Below are 18084 nucleotides of genomic sequence, written 5' to 3'. Positions count from 1 at the left end.
CGGCCCGAGCGGATCAGCGCCGGGCCGGGTGACGTGCAGAGCCTCAGTTGTCCTGCGTGAACGAGTCGATCAGTTTCCGGTAGAGGTCGGCGAAGCGTTTACGCGCGGCCTGCTGCTCGGCGCCGAGCCCCTCGGTGGTGTCCGGCGAGTACACCACCAGATGCACGTCGTCCGACGGCGACTGCGGCATGAAGTCGATGATCCGGCTGCTCTGGTCGGTGGCTTTCGGCACGCCGAGGTCCACCGTGGCGAGCGCTTTGGTCTCCGCCAGCGCCGCGTTCAACACATCGGGCGGGATATGGCCGTCGATCCGCTTCGGCGGGGTCTCGGGACGGCGCTCGGCGGCCACCGCGTCGGGGCTGCTCACCGCACGGCCGTCGGCGAAGATCTCCAGCTGCGGGCGCAGATCCGTCCGGGCCTGCCAACCGTCCGGAATGGTGGTCAGCGTGAACAGTGCCAGCGGCGCGGCGATCGGCGGTAGCGCACTGGGTCGATCCAGTGCCGGGTCGGCCGTGGCGGCGCCCGAGCCCACCGCGACGATCAGCGTCACAACCAGCAGAACGGCTTTCGTTACTCGCATCGATCCCATCTTCCGGTGCTGTCCGTGTCCGTCTGCGGCACAGACGAACTGCCGTAGATCATGACAGCGCGCCGACCCCTGGCGGGAGTCGGCGCGCTGTATCGATCGGATCCGGCGCTACCGCAGGCCGGACGGGTTGTTCAGGTCCGGGGCCGAGTACGTGTCGCAAGCTCTCACCTGACCGGTCTTGTAGCCGGTGAGGAACCACTTCTGCCGCTGCTCGGACGAACCGTGCGTCCACGCTTCGGGATTCACCCGGCCTTGGGCGGCACGCTGGATGCGGTCGTCGCCTACCGCGGCGGCCGCCGACAGCGCGTCGTTGACATCCTTGTCCGACAACGGTTTCAGAAACGGCTGGTTGCTGCCGGGCGCGGGTTGCTTGTCCGCGAAATGCGCCCAGATGCCCGCGTAGCAGTCGGCCTGCAATTCGGTGCGCACCGCGTCGGAGTCCGCGCCGCGTGGATCGCGCTGGGCGCGGCCGATGTCACCGAGCAGGTTCTGGATGTGATGGCCGATCTCGTGCGCCACGACGTATTCCTGCGCCAGCGGGCCTCCGCTGGAACCGAATCGATCCACCAGTTCCTGGAAGAAACTGGTGTCGAAGTACGCGGTCCGGTCGGCCGGGCAGTAAAACGGTCCCACCGCGCTGGTGGCGTTGCCGCATCCGGTGGAGGTGGCTCCGGAGAAGAGCACGACCTTCGGCTGCTGGTAGCGCTTTCCGGCCTGCTTCGGCAGTTCGGCCGACCACACCGCGTCCAGGCTCTGCGCCGTGAGCGCCACCCGGCAGTCGACGTATTTGTTGGCATCCGCCCCGGTCTTGCAATGGCTCGGCGTGCCGGCCGTGCCCGGCTGCGTCTGGCTCTGGTCCTGCGAGCCGGTGAAGTTGCCGAGGATGGATCCGGGGTCGCCGCCCAGCAGCAGCGCCAGCACCAGCACGATGAGCCCGCCCGCGCCGCCGCCGAGCGCGAGCTTGCCGCCCATGCCGGGACCGCCGGACGAAACCCGGTCGGGGTCGATCTGCATGCCCTCGTTGAAGGTCATCGTCGTCGCTTTCTCGCTCGTCCCCGGGGTCACCCAACCCTCGGTCGTCGGCGACCCCGGTTCACACTCCCTCGAATACAGCTTGGCACGGGCGCGTCGATATCGGTTTCCACTCACCGAATGTGTCTCACTACGATGGACTCGCACTTGGTCACACCGCGCCGGTGCCAGAGTCGTCGAAAGGAACCCCGTGCTGCGCACCCACTTGGCTGGTTCGCTGCGAAGCGAGCATGCCGGTCAGACCGTCACTCTCACCGGCTGGGTGGCGCGGCGGCGTGACCACGGTGGGGTGATCTTCATCGATCTGCGCGACGCGTCCGGTGTGGCCCAGGCCGTTTTCCGCGAGGGCGAACCCGCCGAGCAGGCACATCGGCTGCGTGCGGAGTACTGCGTGCGCGTCACCGGCACCGTGGAACCGCGGCCGAGCGGCAACGAGAACCCGGAACTGCCGACCGGCGCCATCGAGGTGAACGTCACCGAGCTCGAGGTGCTGAACGAGAGCGCCCCGCTGCCCTTCCAGCTGGACGAGCAGCCGGGCGAGGAAGCGCGCCTGAAGCACCGCTACCTTGATCTGCGCCGCGAGGGCCCGGCACACGCCATCCGGCTGCGGTCCAAAGTCAACGCGGCCGCCCGCGAGGTGCTCGGCCGCCACGAGTTCGTCGAGGTGGAGACCCCGACGCTGACCCGGTCGACGCCAGAGGGCGCGCGCGACTTCGTGGTGCCCGCCCGCCTGCAGCCGGGCAACTTCTACGCCCTTCCGCAGAGCCCGCAGCTGTTCAAGCAGCTGCTCATGGTCGGCGGCATCGAACGCTACTTCCAGATCGCGCGGTGCTACCGGGACGAGGACTTCCGCGCCGATCGTCAGCCGGAGTTCACCCAGCTCGACATCGAGATGAGCTTCGTGCGCCAGGAGGACGTGATCCTGCTGGCCGAGGAGATCCTGGTCGCGCTGTGGAAGCTGGTCGGCTACGAGATCCAGACCCCGATCCCGCACATGACCTACGCCGAGGCCATGCGCCGGTTCGGTAGCGACAAGCCCGACCTGCGTTTCGGCGTGGAGATCACCGAGTGCACCGACTACTTCAAGGACACCCCGTTCCGGGTGTTCCAGGCGCCTTATGTCGGCGCGGTGGTCATGCCGGGCGGTGCGAGCCAGCCGCGACGCCAGCTCGACGCCTGGCAGGAATGGGCCAAGCAGCGCGGCGCCAAGGGTCTGGCGTACGTGCTGGTGAACGAGGACGGCACACTGGGCGGCCCGGTCGCGAAGAACCTCACCGAGGCCGAGCGCGACGGCTTGGCCAAGCACGTCGGCGCGGTTCCGGGTGACTGCGTGTTCTTCGCCGCGGGCGCCGCGAAGGCGCAGCGCGCGCTGCTCGGCGCGGCGCGGGTCGAGATCGCCCGCAAGGTCGGTCTCATCGATGCGGACGCCTGGTCGTTCGTGTGGATCGTGGACGCGCCGCTGTTCGAGCCGACCGTCGAGGCGACCGCCAGCGGTGACGTGGCGGTGGGCCACTCCGCCTGGACCGCGGTGCATCACGCCTTCACCTCGCCGAAGCCGGAGTCGCTGGACACCTTCGACACCGACCCGGGCTCGGCGCTGGCCTACGCCTACGACATCGTCTGCAACGGCAACGAGATCGGCGGCGGCTCGATTCGTATCCACCGTCGTGACGTGCAGGAACGGGTCTTCGACGTGATGGGCATCAGCCCGGAGGAGGCGCAGGAGCAGTTCGGCTTCCTGCTGGACGCCTTCGCCTTCGGCGCGCCGCCGCACGGCGGCATCGCCTTCGGCTGGGACCGGGTCACCGCACTGCTGGCGGGGGAGGACTCGATCCGCGAGGTCATCGCCTTCCCGAAGACCGGCGGCGGCGTCGACCCGCTGACCGACGCGCCCGCGCCGATCAGCGAGCTGCAGCGCAAAGAGGCGGGTCTGGACGTCAAGCCGGAGCAGAAGAAGGGCGAGCGCGCCGAGACCTCCTCGTAGCGGGCGCTCGCGCGAACGGTACCTTCTGGGCAGTTACGCCTGCCCGACCGCGAGGAAACCCGTTGCTGCACTTGCGCCTGATCAGCCCGCCGGATCTCACCGACGAGGTGCTCGCGGTACTCGCCGCCGATCCCGGGGTCACGCACGTGACCCTGGCCCGCGGTGCCGCGCTGGAGCCGAAGGGCGATCTCGTCCAGGCGGACGTGGCTCGTGAGGCGGCCAACGACGTGCTCGACGACTTGACCGCGCTGGGCGTCTGCCGGTCCGGCGGGATGACGCTCACGCCGGTCGAGACCGTCCTGTCGGAGGCGGGCGAGCGCGCGGTACACGAGGCGCCCGGTGATCCGAGCGACGCGGTGGTGTGGGAGGAACTGCTCGCGCAGACGCATGAGGAGTCGAGCCTCAACGCGACTTTTCTCGCGTTCCTGACGATCGCCTGCCTGCTCGCGGCCGTGGGCGTCGCGACCGATTCGCCGGTGACGATCGTCGGCGCGATGGTCGTCGGCCCGGAGTTCGGTCCGCTCGCCGCTTTCGCGGTCGCGGTGGTGCGCAGGGACTTCGGCCTCGCCCGCCGCTCGGCCTTCGCGCTCGCGGTGGGGTTTCCGGTGGCGATGGTGGTCACGTTGGTGGCCACGGTGGTGTGGGAACAGGTCGGCTGGATCACCATGGACGGGGTGAGCGGCGTCGAGCAGGTCGACTTCATCTATCAGGTGGGCCCGTTCTCCCTGGTCGTCGCGCTATTGGCGGGCGCGGCAGGCATGCTCTCGCTCGTGACAGCGAAGTCGGCCGCGCTGGTCGGCGTGTTCATCTCGGTGACCACCGTGCCCGCGGCCGGATTCGCCGTGGTCGCGGCGACCTTGGGGGAGTGGCGGGTGGCGTTCCTGTCCGCGGGCCAGCTGGCGGTGAACATGGCGGGCATCATCGTGGCCGGGATCATCGTGCTCCAGCTCCGGCCGCGCGCGGGCAGCGAGGCCGGTCCGGTGGAACGGTTGAAGCGCTGGATCGGCATGCGCGCACCGGCCGAGAAGTGAGCGGGCCTCACGCCGCGGCGACGGTGCCTCCGGTGAGCACTCGGTAGGCATAGGTCACCGCGATCACGGAGACCGGGCCCGCGATCAGCAGGCCGAGACCGCACAGCAGCGTGCCCAGGAACGTGATCACCAGCACAGCCAGCGCGAGCAGCAGCACCTGCACGGCGTTGGCGCCCACCAGCGTGAAACTGGACTTCAGCGCCTCGAACGGACCCTGGTCCTGATCGACGACGAAGTGCAACGAGAACATGCACAGCCATCCTGCGATCAGTCCGGGAAGCAAGCAGAGCGCCGAGCCGAGGAAGGTCAGCGTGAATGCCAGCAACGCGGTGAGCAACACGTTGCCCGCGTTCACGAATCGAAAGTATGCGCCGAAAGGCGGTGGGGTGCCGTCGGTTTCGTACAGTGCACCGCGCACCATCGCCGCCTGCAGCAGCCACACGCCTGCCATGACCGCCAAGAAGATCAGCAGCAGCGGCAGCATCGACGTCGGGTCGGTGAGCTGAACGACGACCACGAACGCCAAGTAGATGACGAGGCCCACCGCGGTCACCCCGAACCACGGCCCCGGATTGGCCCAGAGTCGCGCCCAGCCGTAACTGAGCGCCCGGCCTACGTCCAGTCTGCCGGGACCGGTGGAGACCTGCTGGTAGCCGTAGATCGGCTCCTGCCCGGGCGCGGGGCCGGACGGCGCCCAGCCCGGCCCGGTGCCTTGCGGTCCGTAGCTGGGGTGCCCCGCGCCCACAGGCGGCGGCGGCTCCAGCGGTTCGTTGCCGTAGTGCGCCGCGCCGGGGCCTTCGAACTGCGGATATCCGGCCGGACCCGCCATCTCGTGGCGGGCGTGGCCGGTCCCGGAGCCGGGAGCCTGCGGATTTGGGCTCTCGTGCTGCCCGGGCCTGGCCGCGAAGCGTTCGTCGTCGTTCGGCAAGGGAGCGCCGCCACCTGATTGTTTGGGTGCGGAGGGCGGGATCTCGGTCATGCGTAGACCTTTCCACTCAACTGGTTTGCGGTGTGGCGCAGGGCAGTTGACGATGAGAAAACCCGACGGGTGCGGAGGTGTCAAGCGACCTGCGGCCGCCGTCCGGCCATGCCGGAGACACGCCGAGCGACGCGGAAAGGTTGTGTAACCGCTCGCTAGAAGTGACCCCATGCGAGTACTTTGAGAGGCGATGACCGCACTATTGGCCGAACGCGCCGCCGAAGTCGTGTCCGCAGCGCAACAGTTGCTCACAAAGCGAATGGGTGCTCCGGTAAAGCTGAGCGATCCGATCGAACTCAGCGGTAGTGGTAGGACGACGGTCCTACGCGTGCGTGTAGCGGAGAACGCCTTTTCATTGCCGCGAACCCTGATCATCAAGCAGGTCCGCGGCGCGGCGCAGGATCGCCGGACCGGCGGCTTGGCGCCCGGGGTGGCCAGCGTCGATTCCGCGTTCCTCCGCGAGACGGTGTCCTATCAGTTCACCACCGCGTTGAGCCGGGAGCACCGGCCGGGCGCGTACCTGGTCGCGCACAGCCTTCCCGACCGTCTGCTGATCCTCAGTGATCTGGGTGAGAACTCCCTGCTCACCGCCGTGCTCCGCTCCGGGGCCGAGCCCGCGGGCCGCAACGCCCTGATGGCGTTCGCTCAGGCGCTGGGCCGGATGCATGCCGCCACCGTCGGGCGCGAGGCGGACTTCGTCGCGCTGCTGCGCCGAGTGGACGTGGTGCACCGGGTGGACGGCATCGCCCAGCAGGCCGAGTCGGCGATCGCCGAGGTGCCCGGTCTGCTCCAGCGCGAACTGGGCATCGAGGTGCCGGGCGAGATCGCCGAGCGCATCGTGCGCGGCAACCGGCTGTACTCCGCGGGCCGTTTCCGCGCGTTCAGCCCGTCGGACCTCTGCCCGGACAATGTGATCTTGAACGAGGAGGGTGCTCGCTTCCTCGACTACGAGTGGGGCGGGTTCCGCGACGCCACCTTGGACATCGCCTACGCGCTGGTGTCCTTCCCCGGCTGTCTATGCGATGTCGAGCTCTCGCGTGAGCGCGCGCGGCAGATGGTCGAGGCCTGGCGCGCGGAGGTCGTGGGCGTGTGGCCCGCGCTGGCCGATGACGACCAGCTGGCCGAACGCATCCTGGAAGCTCGGCTGATCTGGGTCTGGCTGTCCACTTACTGGTTCCTGCCCGCCGATCACACCCGTATCGCGGCTGCCAGGGAGCACGGGCTGTCGGTGCCGCGCTCGGCGGCGCTGATCAACCGCTGGGCAGCGCTCGCCGAAGACGCGCGATGCACGGGTGACGACATCGTGGGAGATTTCGCCGAGGATGTATCGGCGATGCTGGAAGAACGCTGGGGCGAGTAGGCCGCGCACCGGGGGCTGCTGCCTCCGGAGACGGCGCGCGGCCGCCCCGCGCTAGCCGAGCGGGACCTGCCGCGGCTCGATCCGTCCCCCGCTGCGCACCGCGAACGAAGCGCCGTAGCGTACATCGGAATTCGGGTCCGCCACATCCAGCAGGTAGTACCAGTCCATCTGCGCGTGGTCGGGGGTGATCTCCAGCACGCCGTAGCCGTGCGAGTCCAACTCCACATAACGCAGATGGCGGTTGACCGTCTTGATCGCTTCGGCGATCGGAGCGGAATTCGTGTGGACCATGTCACCGATGCTGGTCGAGGTCACCGACGGCACCACGAACTCGGCGCCCGCCGTCACGCCGCCCGGGTAGCTCGCCGCGTCCACGGGGAGATCGGCGGCCCACGAGGAGTGGATGTCTCCGGTCAGGAACAGCACGTCGGAAATCTGCTGATCGATGATGGCGCGGAACAGCCTGGTGCGGTCGGCGGTGTAGCCGTCCCACTGGTCGCCGTTCAGCGACGGACCGGACTGCGGGACGCCCATGGTGCTGGTGATCGCAGCCGTGGTGGCGGGCTCGAGCGGCGGGAAGACCAGCGGGGCGATCATGACCGAGTTGCCGACCAGCTTCCACCGCACCGGCGCGGAGGCCAAGCCCGCGGTCAGCCATTCCATCTGCGCCTTGCCGGTGATGGTGCGCGCCGGGTCGTCGGCCTCGCGCCAGTTCGCGCCCGGCTTCGCCTCCTGGTCGCGGTAGCTGCGCAGATCGAGCATGGTGAGCTCGGCCAGGGTGCCGAAGCGCAGCCTGCGGTAGATCCGCACGTCGGCGCCGGAGCCGGACGCCCGGACCGGCATCCACTCCAGATAGGCCTGCGCGGAGGCGGCGCGCCGGTCGGCCCAGCTGCCCTCGGTGGCGGGATCGTGATTGTTCGCGCCGCCGGACCAGGAGTTGTCCGCGGATTCGTGGTCGTCCCAGGTGCAGATGAACGGCAAGGTGGCGTGCAGGCCGAGCAGATCCGGGTCGGTCTTGTACTGGGCGTGGCGGATGCGGTAGTCCGCCAGGCTGACGGTCTCGTTGGCCGGATTGTGCGGGCGTACGGCGCCGTTGCGGCCCCCGTACTTCCCGCGGCCGTACTCGTAGATGTAGTCGCCCAAGTGCACGATCGCGTCCAGGTCGGTGCGGGCGGTCAGGTGACGGTAGGCGCCGAAGTAGCCCGCCTCCCAGTTCGAGCACGACACCACGCCGAACCGAAGGCGATCCGGTGTGTCCGCCGTGGCGGGCGCGGTCTTGGTGCGGCCCACCGGAGAGGTCTGGCCCAGGGCGGTGAATCGATAGAAGTACTCGACACCGGGAGCCAGGCCGGAAACGTCGACCTTGACCGTATGGTCGGAGTCAGCCGAGGTCGTCACGGCGCCGGACGCGGCGACCGAGGCGAACCGCTCGTCCGCCGCGATCTCCCACCGCACGGTCGCCGGGTCGCCCACGCCCGAGCCGGGCGTCGCGTCGTCGGAGACGGTCACGCGGGTCCAGACGATCACGCCGTCGGCAAGCGGGTCCCCCGAGGCCACGCCGTGCCGGAACACCGGTGTCGCGGCTTCCGCGTCACCGGCGCCCAGCACCGCGGTGGCGGTGGCGGCGGCCGCGCTGCCCTTGAAAAGAGTGCGCCGAGCGAAGCGCGCGGTGGACGAGGGATCTGAAACGGATACGTTTTCAGGCACGGGTACCGATCCCATCCGAAGTACCGGCGACACGCAACTCCGTCTGTCGCCGCGCCGGTCCAGACCGCGCCGCCGCACCGGACACGCATCCGGGAACGGCATGTCGTGCTGTCGGTGCGCCTCGGTAACGTTCTTGTCGTGAGCGATGGTTTGTTCGACGTGCCCGGAGCCGCGGTGCCTCCGGAGCATTCGATCGACACCGTGGTGCGCCGGGACGCGGGTGCGCCGCTGGCCGTGCGCATGCGCCCGGCCACGCTGGAGGAAGTGGTCGGACAGCAACATCTGCTCGGTCCCGGTTCGCCGCTGCGCAGGCTGATCGAGGGTTCGGGCGCCGCGTCGGTATTGCTGTACGGCCCGCCCGGCACGGGCAAGACCACGCTCGCCTCGCTCCTGTCCCAGGCCACCGGCCGCCGGTTCGAAGCGTTGTCGGCGCTCTCGGCCGGGGTCAAAGAGGTGCGCGCGGTCATCGACGTGGCGCGGCGCAGGTTGGCTACGGGCGAGCAGACCGTGCTGTTCATCGATGAGGTCCACCGCTTCTCCAAGACCCAGCAGGACGCCCTGCTCGCCGCGGTGGAGAACCGCATCGTCCTGCTGGTCGGCGCGACGACCGAGAACCCGTCGTTCTCGGTGGTGTCGCCGCTGCTGTCCCGCTCACTGGTGCTGCAACTGCGGTCGCTCACGGAAACCGACATCCGCGAGGTGCTCGCCCGCGCGATCACCGATCCACGCGGCCTCGACGGCGCGTACACGGTGACCGAGGCCGCGCTCGACCACATCGTCCGGATCGCGGGCGGTGACGCCCGCCGCGCGTTGACCGCTCTGGAAGCGTCGGCGGAGTCCTCGCTCGACGGCACCGTCGACGTGGACCTGGTCGAAGCCAGCGTGGACAAGGCCGCCGTCCGGTACGACCGCGCCGGCGACCAGCACTACGACGTGATCAGCGCGTTCATCAAGTCCATCCGCGGTTCGGACGTCGACGCCGCGCTGCACTACCTGGCGCGCATGCTGAGCGCGGGGGAGGACCCGCGCTTCATCGCCCGGCGGCTGATGATCCACGCGAGCGAGGACATCGGCATGGCCGACCCGATGGCGTTGCAGACGGCGACCGCCGCCGCGCAGGTCGTGCAGCTGGTCGGTCTGCCAGAAGGCCGCCTCGCGCTCGCCCAAGCCACCATCCACCTGGCCACGGCCCCTAAGTCCGGCGCCGTCGTGGCCGCGATCGGCGCCGCCATGGCCGACGTCGCGGCGGGCAAGGCGGGCCCGGTTCCGCCCCACCTGCGCGACGGCCACTACCCCGGCGCGGCGGCGCTCGGCAACGCGCAGGGCTACAAGTACCCGCACGACGACAAGGACGGCGTGCTCGGCCAGCAGTATCCGCCCGACGAGCTGATCGGCGTCGACTACTACCACCCCACCGACCACGGCCACGAACGCGAGATCGGCCCCAGGGTCGACAAGCTGCGCCGCATCGTCCGAGGCTGACCGCCGCCGGGACGCACCAGGCTCCCGAGTCGATGAATATTCGCGTGCGCGGCACCGGTAGGCTGGGTATTCGTGCAGACCCACGAGATTCGACGGCGTTTCCTGGACCATTTCCTCCGTGCCGGCCATACCGAGGTGCCGAGTGCCTCGCTGATCCTGGCCGACCCGAACCTGCTGTTCGTCAACGCGGGCATGGTCCAGTTCAAGCCGTACTTCCTGGGTCAGGAGGCGCCGCCCTACCCGCGGGCGACCAGCGTGCAGAAATGCGTGCGAACCGGCGACATCGAAGAGGTCGGCGTCACCACGCGGCACAACACCTTCTTCCAGATGGCGGGCAATTTCTCCTTCGGTGATTACTTCAAGGAGGGGGCGATCACCCTCGCCTGGGAGCTGATCTCCAAGCCACAGGACGACGGCGGTTACGGGTTCGATCCCGAGCGGATCTGGGTGACCGTGTACCAGGACGACCCGGAGGCCGCCGAGATCTGGAAGCGGGTCGCGGGCATCCCCGAGGAGCGCATCCAGTTCCGCGACGGCAAGGACAACTACTGGGACATGGGCGTGCCCGGCCCCGGCGGACCCTGCTCGGAGATCTACTACGACCGCGGCCCCGAGTACGGCCGCGACGGCGGGCCGGTCGCCGACGAGGACCGCTACCTCGAGATCTGGAACCTCGTGTTCATGCAGGACATCCGTGGTGAGTTGAGCCCCAAACTCGGGCACTCGCCGGTCGGGTCGCTGCCGAAGAAGAACATCGACACCGGCATGGGCGTCGAGCGCATCGCGCTGCTGCTGCAGGGCGTGGACAACGTCTACGAGACCGACCTGCTGCGCCCGATCATCGACAAGGCCGAGGAACTGACCGGACGCTCCTACGGCGTCCAGCACGAGGACGACGTCCGCTTCCGCGTGATCGCCGACCATGCTCGCACCGCCGCCATGCTGATCGCCGACGGCGTGAACCCGGGCAACGACGGCCGCGGGTACGTGCTGCGCCGCCTGCTGCGCCGCATCGTGCGCTCGGCCCGGCTGCTCGGCGCCGAGAAGCCGGTGATGAGCGAGTTCATGAAGGTCGTCAGCGACCTGATGGCCCCGTCCTACCCGGAGCTGGCCACCGACTTCCGTCGCATCGAGACCGTCGCGGTCGGCGAGGAGACGGCGTTCCTGAAGACGCTGAACACGGGCTCCACCCTGTTCGACAACACCGCCGCCGCGGTGAAGGCCCACGGCGGCAGCACGATCGCCGGGTCGGACGCGTTCACCCTGCACGACACCTACGGCTTCCCGATCGATCTGACGCTGGAGATGGCCGCGGAGGCCGGGCTGTCGGTCGACGAAGAGGGCTTCCGCTCGCTCATGGCCGAGCAGCGTCAGCGGGCCAAGGAGGACGCGCAGGCGCGCAAGCACGCCCACGCTGACCTCACGATCTACAAGGAACTGGTCGACCGCGGCGCCACCGAGTTCACCGGCTTCGACGAGCTCACTTCCGAGGCCACCGTGCTCGCCCTGATCGCCGACGGCGTGCGGGTGCCGACGGCGACCGTGGGGCAAGACGTCGAGGTCATCCTGGACCGCAGCCCGCTCTACGCCGAGGCGGGCGGCCAGATCGCCGACCGCGGCTCCATCACCGCCTCGTCGGGATTGAAACTGCGCGTGAACGACGTGCAGAAGATCGCCAAGAAGCTGTGGGTGCACAAGACCACGGTGGAGCACGGCCAGATCACCGAGGGCGACGTCGTGCTGGCGCAGGCCGACCCGTCCTGGCGGCGGGGTGCCACGCAGGGCCATTCCGGTACGCACATGGTGCACGCCGCCCTCCGGCAGGTGCTCGGTCCGAACGCCGTGCAGGCCGGTTCGCTGAACAAGCCGGGCTACCTGCGTTTCGACTTCAACTGGCAGGGCCAGCTGTCCGAGCAGCAGAAAGCCGACATCGAGGCCGTCTCCAACGACGCGGTCGGCGCCGACTTCCCGGTGAACACCTTCGTCACCGATCTGCCGAAGGCCAAGCAGATGGGCGCGTTGGCCTTGTTCGGCGAGAACTACGGCAACGAGGTGCGCGTGGTGGAGATCGGCGGCCCGTTCTCGATGGAGCTGTGCGGTGGCACGCACGTGCAGCATTCCTCGCAGATCGGCCCGATCACGGTGCTCGGCGAGTCGTCGGTCGGCTCCGGCGTTCGTCGCGTGGAGGCGTTCGTCGGCTTGGATTCCTACGCGTACCTGGCCAAGGAGCGCGCGCTGCTGGCAGGTGTCGCCTCCGCGCTCAAGGTGCCCTCCGAGGAGGTGCCCGCTCGCGTCGAGCAGCTGGTGGAGCGGCTCAAGGTGGCCGAGAAGGAGCTCGAGCGCACGAAGATGGCCGCCGTGCTGTCCTCGGCGGGCGAATTCGTCGAGAAGGCCGAGCGGATCGGCCGGCTGCTGCTGGTCGCCGTGGCCGCGCCGGAGGGCGTGTCCGCGGGCGATCTGCGCACGCTGGCCACCGACATCCGCGGCCGGTTCGGCAGCGAGCCCGCCGTGGTGGTACTGCTCGGCAACGCCGACGGCAAGGTGCCGTTCGTGGTCGCGGTGAACAAGCCCGCTCAGGAGCTCGGCATCAAGGCGGGCGATCTGGTCGGTAGCTTCGGCCCGAGTATCGCGGGACGAGGCGGCGGCAAGCCGGAGATGGCGCAGGGCGCGGGCTCGGACCCGTCCGGCATTCCGGCCGGCCTGACCGCGGTCCGCGCGCGGGTGGCCGAACTCGCCGGGTGATGGGCGGCCCAGCGGAACCGGAGCGGTCGGCGCCCCGCGGTGCCGACCGGCCGCATCCGGCCACCGACCCCGGTCGGGGCAGGCGGATCGGGGTCGACGTCGGCAGTGTCCGGATCGGGGTCGCCGCGAGCGATCCCGACGGCATCCTCGCCACCCCGGTGGAGACCGTGCCGCGCGCGAAACCGTCCCGGCGATCGGCTCCCGCACCCGATATCGAAAGAATTGCCGAAATTGTGCGGGAGTACGAGGCAGTCGAGGTAATCGTCGGATTGCCGCGAACATTACGCGGGGAGAAAGGCACTGCGGCTACGCTGGCCAGCGCATTCGCTGAGCGATTGCGGGCTGCTGTCGGGCCGGTGCCGGTCCGGCTTTCCGACGAACGTTTGACTACGGTGTCAGCTGCACGTGCATTGCGGGACAGTGGAGTTCGCGCGCGTGGCCAGCGGCAGGTGATCGATCAGGCGGCGGCCGTGTCGATCCTGCAAGGATGGTTGGACGAACGGAGTGCGGTGTTGAGGTCGGTGGAAGCGGGACGTCCTGCGTCGTCCGGGGACGATGCATGACGGATCGGTGGGCGCGGGCCGAGGAACTGTTCCGACAGCGCGAAGCTGATCGGCGTTACCGGAGAGACGACCGGGCCTGGGGCGAGTACGACGGCGACCAGTACGACGACTACGACGACGACACGACCGTCATCCCCCGCTACGTCGACGACGAGGAAGAGCCGGAGCCCGCGCCGCCGCCACCGGCCCCACGGCGTGGCGGACAGCGCCCCAGGACGACGCGTGTCGAGGAGCCGCGCCGCTCGAAGCGCGCGGAGTCGAAACGTGCCCGGCCCGAGCGCTCCGGCCGCTCGCAGCGCGGCAAGCGATCCAGGGTCGCCTCTCGCAAAGCCGCCGAGCGCAAGAAGCGCCGCCGCAACCTATGGTTCGTCGCGGGTGTCTTCATCCTTCTCTTCGCCGGCGCCGTGATCTTCGCCGGGATGAAGCTGGTCGCCAGTATGGCTCCGCCGAAAGACTTCGCGGGACCAGGGGGACCGCTGGTGGTGGTGCAGGTGCATCCGGGCGACACCTCCCAGCAGATCGCGTCGACGATGGTCGAGCGCGGCGTCGTGGCGAGCTCGGGCGCGTTCTTCCAAGCGGCCGTGCGCAATTCGAACATGAACACGGTGCAGCCCGGCTTCTACGCGATCCCCAGCCAGAGCCCCGCCGCCGAGGCGGTGTCGGCGCTGGTGAGCAAGTCCTCGCGGGTCGGCAATCTGGTCGTCTCCGAGGGACGGCTGCTGCACGACCAACACGACATGAGCACCGGCGGGCGGTACGACGGCATCTACCGCAAGATCGCGGAGGCCAGCTGCATCGGCACGGGCACCAATCAGAAGTGCGTGAGCTACGAACAGCTCGATGCCGCGGGCGCGAGCCTGGACCTGGCCGCGCTCGGAGTGCCGGCATGGGCGATCCAGGGTGTCAAGGACTGCCCGGACCGGACACGGCAGCTGGAAGGCCTGATCGCCGCGGGCACATGGGATTTCGATCCGAGCGGGACGCCTGCGGAGATCCTGCGGCAATTGGTGACCGCGAGTGCGAAGAGCTATGAGTCCACCGGACTGCTGCAGTCCGGCGCCGACACGAAACTGACGCCGTACCAGACGCTGGTCGCCGCCTCGCTGGTGGAACGCGAGGCGAAGCCCCAGGACATGGGCAAGGTGGCACGGGTGATCGTGAACCGGCTGCGGGTCGATCAGATGCTGCAGTTCGACTCGACGGTGAACTACACCCTGGATCGCACCGAGGTGGCGACCACCGATGCCGACCGCGCCCAGGAAACCGCCTGGAACACCTATGCGATGCGTGGCCTGCCCAAGACTCCGATCGCCGCGCCGTCGTTGAACGCTCTGCGTGCCATGGAGAATCCGGAGCAGGGGCCGTGGCTGTACTTCGTCACCGTCGACAAGCAGGGCACCACCCTGTTCACCGACGACTATCAGGAGCATCTGCGCCTGATCGCACGGGCGCAGCGCAGTGGCATCCTCGACAGTTCCAAGGACAGCGGTGGCCGGTAATCGCAAGGCGGCGGTGCTCGGGAAGCCGATCGCGCACTCGCGATCGCCCCAGCTGCACTTGGCCGCGTACCGCGCGCTCGGATTGGATTGGAGCTACGAGCGCATCGAATGCTCGGCGGAGCAGTTGCCCGGGCTGGTCGACGGGCTCGGGCCGGAATGGGTCGGGCTTTCGGTGACCATGCCCGGCAAGGAAGCGGCACTGGCCTACGCCGATGAGCGCACCGACCGGGCCGTGTTGGTCGGATCGGCCAACACCTTGGTTCGCCGCGACGCGGGCTGGCTGGCCGACTGCACCGACGTGGACGGTGTGCTCGGAGCGCTCCGCGGCGGTGGTGTCACCGACCTGACCGAGGGCGTGGTGCTGGGGGCGGGCGGCACCGCGCGGCCCGCCCTGCTGGCGTTGTCGGAGCTGGGCGCGAAGTCGGTGACCGTGGTCGCCCGGGACGCCGGGCGGGCGCGCGGCGCGCTGGAACTCGCCGAGCGGCTGGGGATGATCGCGTCGCTGGCCGGTTTCGATGCCGGGGCGCTGCGTACGATCTGCGCGGCAGCGGGAGCCGTGGTGAGCACCATTCCCGCCACGGCGGCGGCGGTGGTCGCCCCCGCGGTAGCCGAGGCGCCGGTGGTGCTCGACGCGATCTACAACCCCTGGCCCACCCCGCTGGCCGAGGCGGTGGCCCGGTCCGGGCACACGGTGGTCAGTGGTCTGCAGATGCTGCTGAACCAGGCGTATGGGCAGGTCGAGCTGTTCACCGGGCAGGCAGCGCCGCGCGCGGAGATGGCGGCGGCGCTGGACGAGGGGCGTCGATAGCCTTCTCACCAGCGGTGCGTCTCTGCTCTTTCCGCTGCCGTGATCGCCGGTTATGCTGTCCTCCAACGCGTTTCAACGGGAGGGGTAGCGTTGTGTTGATTCGACTCGGAGTCACCGTCGCGATGGGGATCGCGGCATCCGCGTTCGTCTTCGCCGGACAGTCGGCGGCGAAAGCCGATGGCTGCGCATCGGCGCAGCCGACTTGGGGGTTCCAGTGCGTAGCCGCGGCGTCGAACGTCGCGCTGGCGAACTGCATGAAAGAGGCGCCGCTGTGGCACAAAGACGGGAAGTGCATTCAGCGGAACGACGGTAGCGGTAGGTACGACCTCTGGATTCCATCCAACTGAGACACGCAGGGCCGTAGTCGCTGCCGAGAAACACGGCTATGGTGTTTCGCATGAATGCTTGGTTGTTGCGGGCCGTCGTGCTCGGCGCGCTGGTGGTGGCGTTGCGTGCCGGGCTCGGGTTCGCGATGGTGTACTGGCCGACGCACGGGGCGCTGATGCGCATCCTGTGCCTGGTCGTGCTGGTCGCGGCCATCGCGGCCTGGGGTGTGCTGGACGGTCGCAGGGACCGCGTCGAGAGTGGGGACGCCGAACGCGGCGCCGATCTGACCATGATGTGGCTGAAGGCCGCCGTTGTGGGTGGTGTCGGCAGCGGCCTGGCGTCCTGGATCCTGGACTGGGCTCCCCGGTTCGATCTCGGTGACAACGGCCTGCTGTTCGAACTCACGGCGGGCGCGGCGTTCATCATCCTGCTGATCTTCGTGCCCGCGCTGATCGGTGTCGGCGTCGGCCGGATGCTGGCCGAGCGGCAGAACGGCAAGGGGCGCTCCACCCCGCCGTCGCTGTACTCCGCCGCGGGCAGCGCGATCTGATTCCACGAGAAAACGGCGCGCCCGCAGCGGGCGCGCCGTTTTCGTCTCTCGCGGCCGCCGCGGGCTAGAGCAGCACCGCGCCGCCGCTCGGACTGTCCTCCCGGGCGATCGCCGAGTAAGCGGCGGCCAGCAGGGCGGGATCGGGTCCTTCCAAGCGTCCGGGTTTGGCCAAGCCGTCGAGCACGACGAAGCGCAGCACGCCGGAGCGGGTCTTCTTGTCCGTCTGCATGGCGTCCAGCAGCTGAGGCAGCGCGTCGGCGTCGTAGCTGGTCGGCAGGCCGACGGCGGACAGGATCGCGCGATGACGGTCGGCGGTGGCGTCATCGAGACGACCCGCGAGACGACCGAGCTCGGCGGCGAACACCAGTCCGACGGAGACCGCGGCGCCGTGCCGCCACCGGTAACGCTCCCGCCGTTCGATCGCGTGCCCCAGGGTGTGACCGTAGTTCAGGATCTCGCGGAGGCTGGATTCCTTCAGATCGGCGGCGACGACGTCGGCTTTCACCTGGATCGCGCGACGGATCAGCTCCGGCAGCACCTCGCCGGACGGGTCGAGGGCGGCCTCCGGGTCGTGCTCCACCAGCTCCAGGATCACCGGGTCGGCGATGAAACCGGCTTTGATGATCTCCGCCATGCCCGCGACGATCTCGTTGCGCGGCACCGTCTCCAGGGTCGCCAGGTCGACCAGCACGGCGGCCGGCTCGTGGAAGCAGCCGACGAGATTCTTGCCCGCCTCGGTGTTGATGCCGGTCTTGCCGCCGACCGCCGCATCGACCATCGCCAGCAGCGTGGTCGGCACGTGCACGATCCGCACCCCGCGCATCCAGGTGGCGGCGACGAAACCGGCCAGATCGGTCGCCGCGCCGCCGCCGAGGCTGACCACGACGTCGTTGCGGGTCAGCCCGATGCGCCCCAGCACCTCCCAGCAGAAGCCGGCGACCGCCAGTTCCTTGCCCGCCTCGGCGTCCGGGATCTCGATCCGGTGCGCGTCGATACCGGTGTCGGCCAGCGCCTTTCGCACCACTTCGGCGGTCTCGGTGAGCGGCGGCTGATGGAAGACGGCCACGGTGCGCACACCTTTGGTCGCGCTGTGGACGGACTCGACGAGTTCGCCGAGCAACCCGCGGCCGATGATCACCTGGTACGGGTCGGCGGTCCGGACTTCGAGACGACTCGGCTCTGTCACGTGGCTTGCTCCGATTCTGTTGTTGCTGTTGTCGACTGCTGCCGCGCCCGGGAGCGGGCGCGGCGTGCGCGGGCGCGCCGGGATCGGCTGCCCGCCGCCGTCTCCCCGTTGCCCGTCCCGCCCTCGGCGTCGGGTTCGCTCGTTACGCTCCTGCGGCTGCGCCGGGAGCGCACGGTGGCGGTCACCGCCGCTTCCGCTGCGGCGCCGGTCGCGGTGTCGGTGGTCTCGGACTGATCGGCGGTCTT

General features: G+C 69.4%; 14 protein-coding genes. 9 read left to right on the top strand and 5 right to left on the bottom strand.

The features are described from left to right. Positions 1-43: 43 nt before the first annotated feature. Both ACFV2O_RS07635 and ACFV2O_RS07630 read right to left on the bottom strand, forming a co-directional pair. On the bottom strand, positions 44-580 hold the full coding sequence (locus ACFV2O_RS07635; RefSeq protein WP_355070554.1) for a hypothetical protein: 537 nt from the start codon (positions 578-580) through the stop codon (positions 44-46). 117 nt (positions 581-697) lie between these two features. After that, positions 698-1621, bottom strand: a complete 924-nt coding sequence (locus ACFV2O_RS07630) for a neutral zinc metallopeptidase (protein WP_355070556.1) — start codon at positions 1619-1621, stop codon at positions 698-700. Between the two features lie 190 nt (positions 1622-1811). Here ACFV2O_RS07630 and aspS point away from each other — a divergent pair, with 190 nt between their 5' ends. Next, the gene (gene aspS / locus ACFV2O_RS07625; protein WP_379251009.1) at positions 1812-3605 is read left to right on the top strand and encodes an aspartate--tRNA ligase; all 1794 of its coding nucleotides are present in this window, start codon (positions 1812-1814) and stop codon (positions 3603-3605) included. A 62-nt stretch (positions 3606-3667) separates the two neighbouring features. Beyond that, positions 3668-4636: a DUF389 domain-containing protein gene (locus tag ACFV2O_RS07620; protein ID WP_379251007.1), complete on the top strand. Its 969-nt coding sequence runs from the start codon at positions 3668-3670 to the stop codon at positions 4634-4636. A gap of 7 nt (positions 4637-4643) precedes the next feature. On the opposite strand, the gene ACFV2O_RS07615 is transcribed toward ACFV2O_RS07620, so the two are convergent. Then, complete coding sequence (locus tag ACFV2O_RS07615; RefSeq protein WP_379251005.1) at positions 4644-5615, bottom strand: hypothetical protein; 972 nt, start codon at positions 5613-5615, stop codon at positions 4644-4646. A gap of 190 nt (positions 5616-5805) precedes the next feature. On the opposite strand from ACFV2O_RS07615, the gene ACFV2O_RS07610 reads away from it, so the two are divergent. Continuing rightward, the gene (locus ACFV2O_RS07610) at positions 5806-6975 is read left to right on the top strand and encodes a kinase (RefSeq protein ID WP_355070564.1); all 1170 of its coding nucleotides are present in this window, start codon (positions 5806-5808) and stop codon (positions 6973-6975) included. A gap of 51 nt (positions 6976-7026) precedes the next feature. On the opposite strand, the gene ACFV2O_RS07605 is transcribed toward ACFV2O_RS07610, so the two are convergent. Then, positions 7027-8697 carry an alkaline phosphatase D family protein gene (locus ACFV2O_RS07605; protein WP_379251003.1) on the bottom strand — a complete coding sequence of 557 codons (1671 nt, stop codon included), beginning with the start codon at positions 8695-8697 and terminating at the stop codon, positions 7027-7029. Between the two features lie 123 nt (positions 8698-8820). Between ACFV2O_RS07605 and ACFV2O_RS07600 the strand changes: the two genes are divergently transcribed. The 6 genes from ACFV2O_RS07600 (at position 8821) to ACFV2O_RS07575 (ending at position 16653) form a co-directional block, all read left to right on the top strand. After that, the gene (locus ACFV2O_RS07600) at positions 8821-10164 is read left to right on the top strand and encodes a replication-associated recombination protein A (RefSeq protein ID WP_379251001.1); all 1344 of its coding nucleotides are present in this window, start codon (positions 8821-8823) and stop codon (positions 10162-10164) included. A gap of 72 nt (positions 10165-10236) precedes the next feature. Beyond that, complete coding sequence (gene alaS, locus ACFV2O_RS07595) at positions 10237-12906, top strand: alanine--tRNA ligase (protein WP_379250999.1); 2670 nt, start codon at positions 10237-10239, stop codon at positions 12904-12906. Further along, entirely contained in the window at positions 12906-13469 is a 564-nt protein-coding gene (ruvX, locus tag ACFV2O_RS07590) for a Holliday junction resolvase RuvX (RefSeq protein ID WP_379250997.1), read from the top strand. The genes alaS and ruvX overlap by 1 nt, the downstream gene beginning before the upstream one ends. Beyond that, positions 13466-14968 carry an endolytic transglycosylase MltG gene (gene mltG, locus ACFV2O_RS07585; protein ID WP_379250995.1) on the top strand — a complete coding sequence of 501 codons (1503 nt, stop codon included), beginning with the start codon at positions 13466-13468 and terminating at the stop codon, positions 14966-14968. The genes ruvX and mltG overlap by 4 nt, the downstream gene beginning before the upstream one ends. After that, positions 14958-15776 carry a shikimate dehydrogenase gene (locus ACFV2O_RS07580; RefSeq protein WP_379250993.1) on the top strand — a complete coding sequence of 273 codons (819 nt, stop codon included), beginning with the start codon at positions 14958-14960 and terminating at the stop codon, positions 15774-15776. Before mltG ends, ACFV2O_RS07580 begins: the two co-directional genes overlap by 11 nt. Positions 15777-16173: 397 nt before the next feature. Beyond that, entirely contained in the window at positions 16174-16653 is a 480-nt protein-coding gene (locus tag ACFV2O_RS07575; protein WP_355070582.1) for a B-4DMT family transporter, read from the top strand. 64 nt (positions 16654-16717) lie between these two features. Here the strand turns inward: ACFV2O_RS07575 and aroB are convergent, their stop codons facing one another. Continuing rightward, positions 16718-17839 (bottom strand): 3-dehydroquinate synthase, encoded by a 1122-nt coding sequence (gene aroB, locus ACFV2O_RS07570; RefSeq protein WP_379250991.1) that lies wholly within the window; start codon positions 17837-17839, stop codon positions 16718-16720. Positions 17840-18084: the final 245 nt, after the last annotated feature.

The organism is Nocardia sp. NPDC059691 (assembly GCF_042733915.1).
Taxonomy (GTDB): Bacteria; Actinomycetota; Actinomycetes; order Mycobacteriales; family Mycobacteriaceae; genus Nocardia; species Nocardia sichangensis.
Note: the sequence above shows the minus strand (reverse complement) of the source record. Positions and strands in the feature narration are given on the sequence as shown.

What these genes read in the sequence shown, in the direction of transcription:
- ACFV2O_RS07635 (WP_355070554.1), bottom strand. Translation starts at nt 580, where the DNA reads ATGCGAGTAACGAAAGCCGTTCTGCTGGTTGTGACGCTGATCGTCGCG.
- ACFV2O_RS07630 (WP_355070556.1), bottom strand. Translation starts at nt 1,621, where the DNA reads ATGACCTTCAACGAGGGCATGCAGATCGACCCCGACCGGGTTTCGTCC.
- ACFV2O_RS07615 (WP_379251005.1), bottom strand. Translation starts at nt 5,615, where the DNA reads ATGACCGAGATCCCGCCCTCCGCACCCAAACAATCAGGTGGCGGCGCT.
- ACFV2O_RS07610 (WP_355070564.1), top strand. Translation starts at nt 5,806, where the DNA reads ATGACCGCACTATTGGCCGAACGCGCCGCCGAAGTCGTGTCCGCAGCG.
- ACFV2O_RS07605 (WP_379251003.1), bottom strand. Translation starts at nt 8,697, where the DNA reads ATGGGATCGGTACCCGTGCCTGAAAACGTATCCGTTTCAGATCCCTCG.
- ruvX (WP_379250997.1), top strand. Translation starts at nt 12,906, where the DNA reads ATGGGCGGCCCAGCGGAACCGGAGCGGTCGGCGCCCCGCGGTGCCGAC.
- mltG (WP_379250995.1), top strand. Translation starts at nt 13,466, where the DNA reads ATGACGGATCGGTGGGCGCGGGCCGAGGAACTGTTCCGACAGCGCGAA.
- ACFV2O_RS07575 (WP_355070582.1), top strand. Translation starts at nt 16,174, where the DNA reads ATGAATGCTTGGTTGTTGCGGGCCGTCGTGCTCGGCGCGCTGGTGGTG.